Annotated in this window: 9 protein-coding genes; 5 read left to right on the top strand and 4 right to left on the bottom strand. The window is 48.5% G+C overall.

Translation table 11 applies throughout. From position 1 onward, the window contains the following. Nucleotides 1-297 precede the first annotated feature (297 nt). Nucleotides 298-1,710 (top strand): radical SAM protein, encoded by a 1,413-nt coding sequence (locus PHQ97_04200; GenBank protein MDD4391938.1) that lies wholly within the window; start codon nt 298-300, stop codon nt 1,708-1,710. A 77-nt stretch (nt 1,711-1,787) separates the two neighbouring features. After that, nucleotides 1,788-2,126 carry a peptidylprolyl isomerase gene (locus PHQ97_04205; GenBank protein ID MDD4391939.1) on the top strand — a complete coding sequence of 113 codons (339 nt, stop codon included), beginning with the start codon at nt 1,788-1,790 and terminating at the stop codon, nt 2,124-2,126. Between the two features lie 157 nt (nt 2,127-2,283). Here PHQ97_04205 and PHQ97_04210 read toward each other — a convergent pair whose 3' ends face one another. After that, entirely contained in the window at nt 2,284-2,925 is a 642-nt protein-coding gene (locus tag PHQ97_04210; protein MDD4391940.1) for an outer membrane beta-barrel protein, read from the bottom strand. Nucleotides 2,926-4,127: 1,202 nt separating this feature from the next. On the opposite strand from PHQ97_04210, the gene PHQ97_04215 reads away from it, so the two are divergent. Further along, nucleotides 4,128-4,748, top strand: coding sequence for a tetratricopeptide repeat protein (locus tag PHQ97_04215; GenBank protein ID MDD4391941.1), 621 nt, complete (start codon nt 4,128-4,130; stop codon nt 4,746-4,748). 159 nt (nt 4,749-4,907) lie between these two features. After that, nucleotides 4,908-5,180, top strand: coding sequence for a hypothetical protein (locus tag PHQ97_04220; GenBank protein ID MDD4391942.1), 273 nt, complete (start codon nt 4,908-4,910; stop codon nt 5,178-5,180). An 8-nt stretch (nt 5,181-5,188) separates the two neighbouring features. On the opposite strand, the gene PHQ97_04225 is transcribed toward PHQ97_04220, so the two are convergent. Then, nucleotides 5,189-6,637: an SUMF1/EgtB/PvdO family nonheme iron enzyme gene (locus tag PHQ97_04225; GenBank protein MDD4391943.1), complete on the bottom strand. Its 1,449-nt coding sequence runs from the start codon at nt 6,635-6,637 to the stop codon at nt 5,189-5,191. A gap of 129 nt (nt 6,638-6,766) precedes the next feature. Here PHQ97_04225 and PHQ97_04230 point away from each other — a divergent pair, with 129 nt between their 5' ends. After that, nucleotides 6,767-7,720, top strand: a complete 954-nt coding sequence (locus tag PHQ97_04230) for an NAD(P)-dependent oxidoreductase (GenBank protein ID MDD4391944.1) — start codon at nt 6,767-6,769, stop codon at nt 7,718-7,720. Between the two features lie 206 nt (nt 7,721-7,926). Here the strand turns inward: PHQ97_04230 and PHQ97_04235 are convergent, their stop codons facing one another. Further along, a complete protein-coding gene (locus PHQ97_04235; GenBank protein ID MDD4391945.1) occupies nt 7,927-11,526 on the bottom strand; it encodes a bifunctional proline dehydrogenase/L-glutamate gamma-semialdehyde dehydrogenase in 3,600 nt (1,199 codons plus the stop codon). Between the two features lie 94 nt (nt 11,527-11,620). Then, the gene (malQ, locus tag PHQ97_04240) at nt 11,621-13,117 is read right to left on the bottom strand and encodes a 4-alpha-glucanotransferase (GenBank protein ID MDD4391946.1); all 1,497 of its coding nucleotides are present in this window, start codon (nt 13,115-13,117) and stop codon (nt 11,621-11,623) included. Nucleotides 13,118-13,130 lie beyond the last annotated feature (13 nt).

The raw sequence follows: 13,130 nt of genomic DNA on the forward strand, positions 1-13,130 counted from the left end.
GGGGGGGGGGGGGGCGTGAATAATCCCGGGGTAATGGACGTCAGAATATTTTTTCCCGACAATGACCGGCATCTTGCTTGCCGGAGGAGTTGAAAATGATGATTAACTTTTCCGGTTATCGTGATATACTCATCACAACCCTCCGCGGACAGAAATCATAGAGCGTCTTTCCGAATATCCATGGATCAGATACCTTGCTTTATGTCTACAGAAAAAAAGCGACGGCCCGGTTAGAAAGTGAATTTTAAACGCAATCTGTTCGAGTATTTGAACCAACACCTTATTTGAGACATATATATGAACCCATCGGATTATTTTAAAAACCGGCTCATTGAAGCCAACCGGCAGGAATACGGCCAGAATTATAATGGGCTGAAATGGCTCTCTGTTGACGAGGACCGGGCGGCTGAAGAACGCCGCAGCGGGATTCTTTCCGATCTTCGAGACAGGGTGAAATTCGGCTTCAAGGAAGCCAAACTCGATTGTACCCGGATGTCACCGGGGTGCGAGATCTGCGGCCAGGGCGTATGGTCCTGCCTGTTTATCAACGGTAAATGCAACTGCCACTGTTTTTACTGCCCGGCCGAGCAAAACGAGATCGATGTGCCGACCACCAATTCCGTTCAATTTCTCACCCCTTCGGATTATGTGGATTACATCGAAAAATTTCAATTCAAGGGCGTGAGCATCAGCGGCGGTGAGCCGCTGCTGACTTTTGACCGGAGCCTGAGTTATCTGGCCGCGGTCAAGAAAAAATTCGGAGGCGATATATATACCTGGCTTTACACCAACGGAACCCTGGCAACGCCGGATATGTTTTTAAAGCTCAGGGACGCGGGCCTGGACGAAATCCGGTTTGATATCGGTGCCGCCCATTACAGTCTGGAAAAAGCAGCATCCGCCGTGGGTGTCATTCCGCATGTTACCGTAGAGATTCCGGCGGTGCCTGAAGCCTTCGAGCAAATGAAGCTTAAAATTCTGGAAATGAAGGATGCCGGAATCAACTTTCTGAATTTGCATCAGCTTCGGCTCACTCCCCATAATTTCAAGCAGCTTGCACGGAGAGGCTACACGTTTTTGCACGGAGAAAAGGTCACGGTGCTTGAATCCGAACTTGTTGCCCTGGATATGATTCGCTTCGCAAAGGATAGCGGCATTGATCTTCCGATCAATTATTGCTCGTTTGTTTACCAGAACCGGTTCCAGAAGGCAGCGATGCGAAAGCGAAGCGCTCAATGGACGAAGAAAAGCCATGAAGACATCACGGAAAACGGTTATATCCGGGCCCTTTGCCTGACGGGTAACCCGGATATGCTCAAAACCCAGGCGGTGCGTTTTCAGGAAGGCGGTTTCGCAAAGACGCTTTGGTCGATTTCCACTGACAAACTGTATTTCAGCGGGCATCTGTGGCCATGGGTGAATTTTGATGGTCTTTCGTTGCGGGTCAGTTATTTTGAAGCCAAAATTCTGCCTTCCATGACCTATCGGAACTTTTTTGTTGCGGTCCCCCTGAACAGCGAGATGAAAATCGTGGTTGAAAAGATGCGGGTGAGCCGGGAATTGGAACTTTCCCGTGAAGAGCAACTTGCCTTTGAAAGGCAGATTATCCGGCGCCAAGCGCAGACAGACATGGATGGCGTGGATAGTTTAAGGTGGCCTGAAGTTCTGGGCTTTGAGATCATTGAATCCGGATTGCAGGCATATTTCTGACCGCTGCGAAGGCTGAAAAATGATTTTGCAATTAAAGTCGGGTAATGGTAGCTAAGGGCGATTAAGATTTTACGGGTGTGGCAACGTTGTTATACTCAAATTTATATGAATTTATTGACAGGAATGGAGGATGCATGACTAAAGCGGCGGCTCGTCATATTTTGGTGGATACTCAGGCAGCATGTGAAGAAATTAAAATGAAAATTGAAAACGGATCCGCTTTTGCCGATATGGCCAAGGAATTTTCAAAATGCCCTTCAGGGCAGTGTGGCGGTGACCTGGGTGAGTTTTATCCGGGGCAGATGGTCAAAGAATTTGATCAGGTAGTATTCAATGAGGAAGTCGGGAAGGTTCATGGCCCCATCAAGACCCAGTTCGGGTTTCACCTGGTTGAGATTACAAGCCGCAGTGAATGAAAATTCGCAGGTTCAGGGGCTGATGATGACAGCAGGTCTTGAATCGTGGGTAAAAAAGGCGATGAAAAGGTTCGATTTTTTTTCAATATATTAAAATAACAGCCGGATTCAGAATTGAATCCGGCTGTTATATGTAAAACAGAAAAAATCAGATACGTTAATAACTGACCCGGATTCCGGCACAAATTCTATGCGTTTTATATTCCGATTCGGTTACAGTGAAGGTAGGGTCATTACCACGTATCATGAGCTCAGGGTCATCGGTTACTAAATATTTATAACTCAAGTCCAGGGATATGGATTCGGAAATTTCATAATTTATTCCAGCGCCGAGCTGGTAGGCAAATACCGTATCTTCGTCATTGCCGACAGTGTGATTGTAAACAGAAAAGTCATTAATATCAATTTGTGCAAAGCCTATTCCGCCACCTGCATATGGGGTGAATGGGGAGCTGTTTTCAAAGTCATAAAAACCATTCAACATAAAAACCCAGGTCTCAACATCACCGTCAGAATTCAGCAAGTTTCCTGCAGGTTTTATTTTGTCATAGCCGTTTTTCAGATAGCTTATTTCCGCTTCAATCCGAATATTTCCATAATCCTGACCCAGGGAGAGCCCCGGCGTAAAACCTAAATCATAATCTAATTGTGCCGGACCGAAGTTAGTCGTTAAATCAGATTCGCTCAAAACATTTACGCCTAAATTAACACTTACGTACGGTCCATCTGCTCCGAATGTTAAAGAAAATTGCAGCATAATAACTAAAAATACAATTAATCCCATAAACTTTCTGTTCATCTTTTTCTCCTTTGTTAGATTTTGGTTAAAATGAACGAAAAAAAATATATGGACGATGTCCTGAACCAATTTATTGTAATTACAGTCAGTTCGTATCTGATGTCTGATTGATTCCGTTTTTATGATTTGGCATGTCGTTCGCGTAAAGTGACGGGTAATCCCATTTTAAGGCTAAAAAGCATTACCTGCTGACGGCAAATGCAGAACGAACAAATTAATTGCCTGTTTAAAAAATATGAAGCTGTTTCAGTAATGACGGGATGTAACTATTGGTGTTTATGAAAGGACTGTATCTGTGCAATTTATTTTTAAGCTTGTGTCAAGGCTTTATGACAGAACTCCGTTATGTATTCCGCTTGATACGGGTTGTATTCCTTGAAATTGAATACGTTGCTATTTTGAATGATTACTAATAAGTTTTATCATTAATAATGAGCATTATAGTTTTGAAATTCAGATTAATCAATTAATTTATAAGTAAATATAAGAATTATTGATTGCATGATCCGTATGGCTCGCTTTTTTGATAAATTATCCTGAAATTAGATATTTTCAGTGGTTGATTGCACAGACAGCTTTTGCATTTAGGGCTAAGGCAGGGGGGGCAGGCGGCTCGATATATCGATACCTGTTGGCATATGCGTGTAAGCAATAAAAGTACGCAGTACAAAATAAAGGAACGAAGCCCTTTGATGCAATCATAGGGCTTGATCATAACTGCGGCCACCATGTCACGGGGCCCGTCCCGCCCATTGCCGGCTTCTCCAGCACGATACGGGGGATTCCGGGCCCATGAATCTAAAGCGCAAAAACTCGGCACGCCTCAAACAGTTTGCGCTTCTTAACGCTTCATGGCCCCGACATCTTTTTTCCGGATCGCGCCATGTCGTACGCCGGCAACGGGCTGGACTTCGAGGCTACGCATAGCAAAATATGGCCACAGTTATGATCAAGCCCGAAAAATCAGACCGTATTTTTAAAAATACACCGGTTGAAGAGGAGGTGTTTGTTTTCGGTTATACAGGGAAGATATGGTGAACCCCGGCCTGTAAAGGTTAAATGAAAACGCAAAAAAAAACTTTGATTATGGAAGCATATGGGATAAAATAGCTAAAATCCGGCCGGACATCACCGGGTGATGTACATCGTTTGCTATGGATTGCCGGGAGCAATATCAGACGAATTAAAAACGTATGGGGAATATGAAATCTGACCATATAAAGAAGCAAACCGCATTTTTTATAGCCGCTGCCGCATGTATTGCCGGTTTTTTGGGAGGAATTGTGTATTCCGCATTCAATACGGATCCATATATGCCGGGGGCCGTTTCCGAAATACCGCAACAGGCGGTGCTGCAACCGGTGCTGCCGCAAAGCCGGGTGTCCGTTGATATGGCCGAGCAGATACGCAGTCTTGAGGATGAAACCGTAAATCATCCGGATGATCCCCGGTTGTGGACCGGTTTAGGGCACATGTATTTTGACACCTTGCAGTATCAGAAGGCGATCGATGCGTATACCCGATCTCTGGGTTATGAGCCGGATAATGCCGATGTGTTGACTGATCTGGGCGTCATGTACCGAAAAATCGGCAAACCGGATAAGGCGATCGAATCCTTTGATAAAGCCGTTGCCGTGGATCCGAGGCATGAAATCGCAAGATTTGATAAAGGGATTGTGCTGATGCACGATCTGAATGACATACCCGGAGCCATCGATGTCTGGCAGAGTCTGGTTGACATCAATCCGATGGCAATGGCTCCGAATGGAGAATCCGTGAAAATGATGCTGAAGAATTTGAAAAAGCGTCTGGCATCTGACTGAACATTGCTGCTTTTAAATTAAAAAAAATGGTCTCGTAAAAAATACCCCCATCCGTCATTCCCATTCCCTGATCCGGCCGGGGACAAGCTTCATGGAAATGACAAATAAGGGCTATAATTTTTTATCAGGCCATCAAAAAGGAAAATATAGATATATTTTATGCAGATTTTTTTTGATATTCCCAAAACCCTTCATCATTTTAAAACATACCGCCATTACCTGACGTTCGCCAAATCCTTGTTTGCCCTTGATCCGGATGAATATAAAGATCTGTTCAGCGTGTTGATCAAGCTGCAGGGAATAGGCGAAGATCCGGTGAAACTCATGCAGTCCTGGAAAGACAGCTCAGATGCATCCGAATGCGCTGAATTTATCCGGTTTATGATTCAGGTCAATAAAATGGAACTGGCAGAGTTGAAAAAAGCCGCATAAGGACAGACTCATCTGGTCACCAGCCGGAACCCGAGTCCCGGACCCATGAACTCCGGTGAGTAGCCAAAGCGGCGGGAGCATCTGCAGCTCCAGGCATCCAGATTCCAGCTTCCGCCCCGGATCACATGCTCCAGGTGGTCTGATCCGTTTTCCGTGTATACGGGATTAACGGGTGCATGATCGGTATAGGCATTATTCGAAAATATATCCCGGCACCACTCCCACACATTGCCGCTCATATCGTAGAGTCCCCGTCCGTTGGGATTTTTCTTTCCGACCGGATGGGTGGATCCCTTACTGTTTTCCGTATACCATGCCAGCCCGTCGATGTTATCCCCGCCGGCATATTTTTCTTTTTTTCCCCCGCTTCGGGCCGCATATTCCCACTGAGCTTCGGTGGGCAGACTGAATGGATACCTGCCGTGGTTCAGTTCCGCCAGTTTGTCCAGAAACGTATTAACCTCCGGCAGGGACACCTGTTCCACCGGATAGGCATCTCCCCTGTCGAAAAAGGACGGGTTGTGTTTCATTACGTTTTTCCATTGCCCCTGGGTAACCGGATACCTGCCCATATAAAAGCCGTCAAGCTGCACATGATGAAGCGGTATTTCATCAGCCAGCCCTTCTTCGAACGCATCTCCCATCATAAATGAACCGCCGGTTACGAAGATAAATTCCATTCCGGTAACCGGTTCGATGAGTTGTGAAGCAACTGCGGGGGAGTCCGTAAGCTGTGCGCCGCATCCGGGACAATTTTTTCCGGTTTGAACAAGCCGCTGGCCGCAAGATTGGCATACCAGCCGTGTTAAGCATACGGGGCAGCGTTTCCAATGCTCTTTGACGGTTTTTTTGCATTCGGGGCAGATAAGCTGTCTGATGAGGGATGTTTCGCAGCACGGGCAAATGCTCCAGCCTTTTTCAACAGATTCTCCGCATGACGGGCAGATCAGTGAGGGGATATCAACAGAGGCTGATTCGCCTTGAATCGCTGCATCTGCCCCGGAATCGATCCGGCGGGTTGCCAGACCGGTTTCTGAAACGAATTTTTTAAGACTTTCGATCAGCCCGGGCAGTTCCTCTTTGTCCGGCACCAGATTCGAACGGGCGTACAGGTTGATGAAATCCCGGAACCGTTTCAGCGGCAGGTGCTGAGAAACCATGAGTGGCCGGTCCGTTAATGGTTCGGCCAGACCCGGGATTTCAATCCGGTTAAAAAAAGAGATGATCTGATCAAGAGAAAACTGCCCGAAGGGTTCTTTTCCGTTCGATATGCTTTCTTCCGCTGCCAGAAGCCGCTTCAGATCATCTGCGGATGCATTGCGTTTGATATGATCGTACAGTCGTGTCAGCGCGTGTTGCAGTGTGAAACTTAGCAGCCGCACAGCCTGTTTGTATTGTTGCTGCTGAGCAAGATGTTCAATTTCTTTGATGGTTTTGGAATAATCGTTTAAACCCATAAATCAGGCCTTTCCTGTTGACTCAGTATAAAGATATCCGGTACACATTTTATAAATCATTGATTACCCGCATTGTCAGTAGATATAACCTGATTTCATTTTTTTGTCATAAATTAAAAGGAAAAATTAATGAAAATCGTATTGCTCGAGCCCCTGTTTGTGCCTGATCCGGCGCTTGAACGGCTATCTGATTCATTCCGGGCAGATGGCCACAAATTCGTTTCGTATGCTACCCGCGAAGAGGATGATGAAATCATCCTGAGCCGGGCAGCGGATGCGGATATTGTCATGATCGGCAATCTGCCACTGTCGGGCCAGGTGATTTGCGGGTTACGAAAATTGAAAATGATTTCCGTCGCATTTACCGGGGTGGATCATGTGGCGCTGGATGCGTGCAGGGCACGGGGCATTACGGTATGCAACTGCGCAGGATATTCGACGGACTCGGTTGCCGAGCTATCCTTTGGTCTGATGATCGCTGTCCTGCGCAATCTGGTGCAGTGTGATCGGGCCACCCGTGAAGGAAAAACACGGGCGGGTTTGATCGGGCATGATCTCAGCGGGAAAACACTGGGAATTATAGGGACCGGCGCTATCGGACTTCGGGTGGCTCAAATCGGAAAGGCCTTTGGCTGCAGACTGCTTGCCTGCAGTCGAAGCCAAAGGATCGAGGCGGTAAATCTGGGCGTTCGGTATGTTTTTTTCGATGAACTCCTGGAAGCAAGTGATATCGTTACCCTTCATGTGCCGCTGACAGATGAAACCGGCGGGATGATCAGCCGGGAGAAAATAGCGTTGATGAAATCCTCCGCCATTTTGATCAATACCTCACGCGGTCCGGTAGTCGATAATATTGCACTGGCGGATGCATTGGAAAAGGGTGAGATCGCCGGTGCCGGGATCGATGTTTTTGATATCGAGCCGCCATTGAATCCGCAAGATCCTCTGCTGAAACAGAAAAAAGCGGTGTTTGCGCCTCATGTGGCGTTTGCGACATGGGAGGCCTTTGACAGACGGGCGACGCTGGCGGTTAATAATGTGACGCAATGGCTGAACGGCACGCCGGTAAATATGATCGATTAACCCCTGTTAAAACGGGAATCAAATCAAATTTGACGCTTCGGTCTTAAAAAAACAGCCGATTCTTTCTTGTTGAGAATCGGCTGTTTTGATGATGACAAATGTGGGGATGCGGATAGACAAGTAAGACTGTTTGATTTATTTGAGGCCCGCAGTATGGAGTAGAAGCGCCATTTTCCGGCTCTTTTTAAAAAGGCTGGAAGCCTCTTCTACTGTGCCCGTTCACCCAGGTTGCCGTATCGGTGATAATCGACGCACACGCTCTGATTCAGATAATAATGAAGCAGTTCGATCCGGCCTTCCATCAGAACCGGCGCGCTGGCAATGTAAAATCCCGCCAGGGCGGCGGCTTTAAGAACCGGCTCCGGCACGCGGTCGGGAGCTGCATATCGGAAACGGTCGGCAATGGACATCGTGGCGATGAGCTGCTGATCCGATTGACGCCGAACCGGCATATTCTCTGAAAAATGGCGTCCTTCAACGGTATCGAGAAATTCGGTTATCCCTGCGTTCAGATCTTTCGGTATGCTGAGAATGGGGATGCTCCCGGCAATCCTGACTGCGGCGATTCTGGCCAGGGTGTCAAATACGGTATCCTGACCATGGACTCTGATCACGATGGTGCCCAAAGGAAGATACCGGAAAAGGTTGTCCTGACCTCTCAGATGAAAATAGTCTTTCTCCCGATCAAATTCCTGCCCGGCATGATACAGATAGCTTTTGATGGCACGGATGGTTTTTCGAAGATCTGTTTCGAATTTTTCGAGTTGACCCCAGTTCAGTTTCTGCTGCCACCGGAGCGCTATCTGCAGCAGCGGATGATCCTTTAAGATGGCATGGGTTTGCGGCATTGCAGTGTCTTCAAATGTCATGAACGCGGATACATAATTGGGAGAACCGGTTTTGATGGCCGGACCGATGGCCGATTTTCCCATTCCGCCAAATGGCTGCCGCAAGGTTATGGCGCCGGTTGTTCCCCGGTTGATATACAGATTGCCGGCTTTAATCGATGCTTTCCACACATCCTGTTCCCGAAAATCCAGACTTTCGAGGCCGGAGGTCAGTCCGTATCCGGTCATATTGACCAGCCGGATGGCGTGTTCCAGATCATCCGCCCGCATGACACCCAGAAGGGGACCGAAAAATTCGGTCATATGGGTATACGAACCCGGCTGCACATCCCATTTTATCCCGGGTGTCCACAGGTGGGGGTTGTCTTCCGCCATTTCCGGTTTCAGCGCCCAGGTTTCCTGCGGTTCCAGTCTCGTCAATGCGCGTTCCAGAGCACCTGCCGGGGGCCGGATCAACGGCCCCATCCGGCTTTCAAATTCCCAGGCAGAGCCGGCTGGAACGCTTTTGGCAGCATCGATGAGCTGGGCTTTGAAATGCTCGTCTTCATACACCTCCTTTTCGAGAATCAGAAGCGATGTGGCTGAGCATTTCTGACCGGTGTTGCCAAAAGCGGAATTGATCACATGGCGGATCGCCTGGTCCCGGTCTGAACATGCCGTGACAATCGTAGCATTTTTCCCTCCGGTTTCGGCGGACAGAACCATGCCGGGATGGTGTTCAAGCATGCGCATGGCCGTTTCGGTTCCACCGGTCAAAATCACCGCATCCACACCCGGATGGCCAGTGAGATGATTGCCGGTTTGTGAACCGCTGCATGGCAGAAACTGAAGAACGTTGCGGGATATCCCTGCTTTCCAGAAGGCCTGACACAGAATCCAGCCGACCAGGACCGCATCGGATGAAGGTTTGAAAATGACGGTATTTCCCGCGCTCAGAGCGGCAACAATCCCGCCGCAGGGGATGGCAATCGGAAAATTCCATGGGGAAATAACAACGCATACGCCCCTGCCGGAGGATGTGATTGTGGGGATTTTTGTAAACTCCCTTGCGGAAAGCGGATAGTATTCCGTGAAATCAATTGCTTCAGAGACTTCCGGATCAGACTCGGTCAGGAGTTTTGCCGTATTGGCGGCCGCGGCTCCGATCAGATCCGCCCGGGATTTTCGAAGCGTCATGGCCACATCGGACAATATCTGGTGCCGTAGTTTCAGGGGCAGCTTTCTCCAGCCGTCCAGGTCGGTTTTTGCGATGTCAACCGCCTGATCGATATCTTCCTCAGTTGCCAGACGCCAGGTAGCGATACAGATTTGCTCCGGAAGCTGGGACGGGTCTATGCAGTCCCGGGTTGTCCGGTTTTGGTAAATCTCTTTTTCCCCGATGACCAGCGGGATCTGGACGGGATCATCCTTATCGGATTTTTTCCATTTTTTACGGATTTGTTCCGCCCAGTTCCGGTTGTTTGCCAGGGACCAGTCCGTGTCAGGTTCATTGGTAAATTCTCCTGAGTGAAATGACGTTAAACGCTCCGGAAAAATTTCGCTGTTCCGGTCCTGAATCCGATGGGACTGCTCCGAAACGTTTACCGTATGGGCGCAGGCAGTTAAAAACTGGTCTTTAAGAAGCCGCCATTGGCACGAGTCCGGTTGTAAATCCGGTGAATACCGGAGAAAGTTCTCCGGCCCGGTATTTTCATCCAGACGTCGGATCAGATATGCAATGGCGTTGATAAATTCCTCCCGGCCGGCAACCGGTGCATATAAAAGCACCTCGCCGGTTTGTTCCGAAATGGCTCTTCTGACATGGTCGGCCATGCCTTCGAGCATTTCGAAATTCATATAGGGCGTTACGTCATACCGGCGGGCCAGTTGCCAGGCATAGGCCAGATCAAACAGGTTGTGGGAGGCAATACCCAAATGAACGCTCTGGATATGGTCCGGCTGCATACCAAATTGAACCATCCGTTTGTAATTGGCATCCACATCCTGTTTGTTGTCGTAAGTAGCCAGGGGCCAGTTATGCAATGAGGATTCAACCTGTTCCATTGCCAGATTGGCTCCCTTGACGATCCGGATTCGAATGGGTGATCCGCCCCGTTCGCTACGCTTCATGGCCCATTGGGTCAGCTGTTTCATAAAATTGAAAGAATCCGGCAGGTAGGCCTGGAGCACGATGCCGGCGTTGCAGGTTAAAAACTCTTTCTGGTCCAGGGTTCGCATAAACGCGGCGGTGGTAATGCTCAGATCCCGGAATTCCTCCATATCCAGATAGACAAATTTGGAAACTGGATTGCCGTCTTTGGGCGTAAACACATGCTCGGATGCGGTCTGATACAGGAGGGATAACCGGCGGCAGAGAATCTCGACGGCATGGTTAAACGCCAGGGAATGAATCTGAGAGTATATGGTAGAAATTTTAACGGATACGGTTTCAATATCAGGGTCCTTCAGATCGTGGATATAGTCTTGAATCCTTCGGAACGCTTCGTCTTCTCCCAATACCGCCTCACCCAGATGATTGATGTTCATCTTAAGTCCCTGGCGTTTTCGCTTCCTGAGATGTGCATGAAAAAAGTCACTTTCTCCGGGAACAATCATCCGGCTGCTGTATTGCCTCATTTTGTCGATTATTACGGGAATCACAATTTTCGGAAGATGTCTGCCAAAGGCCAGAAACAGATACAGAAGAATTTTTTCAACCGGATAGAAAAAATCGGGGATTCCATAGCGGCTAAACAGGTGATGAAGATTGCGGGCCGTTCGTTTCGCGTTTTTGCTGCGAAAGCTCTGATCGATGAGACGGGTTAATGTGACCTTGTCTGCCGGATGTGACAGGAGCCTGCTGAGCTGTTTCTGGTATCTTTTTTCAAAAGGCGTAATCAATTCATTGGCCCGTTTCTGCCAGGATTCGGCCAGCTCTATGGTATCTTTCAGCAGAGAATGATCATTTGCCGGATTCATATGATTATTCCTTATTTAAAGGTGCTTTCAGATGACAGAAGACAGATGATACGTATCATGCATGTTGACTCACGACTCACAACCCACAACTGATCTACACCCGTTCATAGATATGAGTCATTTCAAGCAGCATATCGATGGTCTCCGGGGTAATCTGATCGGAGCAAAGGCGCCATTGCCAGTTGCCGGTTTTCCGTGCGGGTTGATTCATTCGGGCATGGGTTCCCATTCCCAGAATATCCTGCATGGGGATAATTGACAGGTCAGCAGTCGACATCATGGCCATCCGGATCATTTCACGGTGAATTTCCTCTACAGGCACTTTTCTTCCGAGGTAGCGATACAGGTTCAGCCGCTGGAGGCTGTTTTCCGGATCTTCAAACCAGCCCCTGACGGTATCGTTGTCATGGGTTCCTGTATAGACTACGCAGTGCTTCGGAAGGTTGTGCGGCATATAAGCACTGGCAGGAAAATCATCTCCAAATGCAAATTCGAGAATTTTCATGCCCGGGAATCCAAACTGATGCATGAGTTCCCGGACATCAGCGGTGATGGTCCCCAGATCTTCGGCAATCACGGGCAGACAGGGAAAGATTCGGATCAGCTGATTGAAAAAATCAATTCCCGGCGTGTCAACCCATTTCCCGTTTTGGGCCGTTAATTCACTGGCGGGGACTTCCCAGCAGGCGCAGAATCCGCGGAAATGATCAATCCTGATCCGATCATATAATGCCAGATTGTGACGTATCCGGTGAATCCACCAGCTGTACCCGAGTTGTATCAGTGCCGTCCAGTTATAAACCGGATGGCCCCACAGCTGACCGGTCCGGCTGAAATAATCCGGCGGCACGCCGGATACGGCTATCGGCTTTTTGTGTTCGTCCAGCTTGAATATGTCCGGATGAATCCACAGATCCGCACTGTCATATGGCATGTAAATGGGGATATCTCCCAGCAGTTGAATGCGTTTGAGGTTGCAGTATCGTTTCAGACGGGTCCATTGCAGATGAAACATATACTGGAAAAATTTTTCCCTGTTTAAAGCGTCCGCCAGTTTGATTGCGGCTACCTCAAGAGAGCCGGGAAGTCGGTCACGAAGCGGAGCCGGCCACTCAGCCCATATTTTACCCCGGAAATGAGATCGCAGAACAGTAAACAGCGAAAAATCATCCAGCCAGCCGGCATGATATCGGCAGAAGCGGTCAAAATCCGCATGGCTTTCCAGGGTTTTAAACCGTTCGTAAGCCAGTTCAAGAAGGTGTTTCTTAAACGAGACCGTCTTTTTGAAATCAACCCGGTCCTTTGGAAATTGCGGACGGGAATCAAGCTCTGATTGTTTGAGCAGTCCGTCTCTGACCAGAAACTCCGGGCTGATGAGCAGCTCATTGCCCGCGAAGGCTGACGTGCTGTAATACGGCGAGCAGCCATGAACAACCTCAACGGGATTCAGCGGCAGGAGCTGCCAGACGCTCTGGCGCGTTTGAGCCAGAAAATCGGCAAACCCATAGGCTCCCGGCCCCAGATCCCCGATTCCAAAGTCAGAAGGCAGAGACGTAATATGCAGAAGAATGCCGCTGGATCTTTTTGTCATTCACTGTCCTTGT

The organism is Desulfobacterales bacterium (genome assembly GCA_028704555.1).
GTDB lineage: Bacteria > Desulfobacterota > Desulfobacteria > Desulfobacterales > JAQWFD01 > JAQWFD01.

Coding starts and splice junctions, on each gene's coding strand:
- PHQ97_04200 (MDD4391938.1), top strand. CDS start 298: ATGAACCCATCGGATTATTTTAAAAACCGGCTCATTGAAGCCAACCGG.
- PHQ97_04210 (MDD4391940.1), bottom strand. CDS start 2,925: ATGAACAGAAAGTTTATGGGATTAATTGTATTTTTAGTTATTATGCTG.
- PHQ97_04215 (MDD4391941.1), top strand. CDS start 4,128: ATGAAATCTGACCATATAAAGAAGCAAACCGCATTTTTTATAGCCGCT.
- PHQ97_04220 (MDD4391942.1), top strand. CDS start 4,908: ATGCAGATTTTTTTTGATATTCCCAAAACCCTTCATCATTTTAAAACA.
- PHQ97_04225 (MDD4391943.1), bottom strand. CDS start 6,637: ATGGGTTTAAACGATTATTCCAAAACCATCAAAGAAATTGAACATCTT.
- PHQ97_04230 (MDD4391944.1), top strand. CDS start 6,767: ATGAAAATCGTATTGCTCGAGCCCCTGTTTGTGCCTGATCCGGCGCTT.
- PHQ97_04235 (MDD4391945.1), bottom strand. CDS start 11,526: ATGAATCCGGCAAATGATCATTCTCTGCTGAAAGATACCATAGAGCTG.
- malQ (MDD4391946.1), bottom strand. CDS start 13,117: ATGACAAAAAGATCCAGCGGCATTCTTCTGCATATTACGTCTCTGCCT.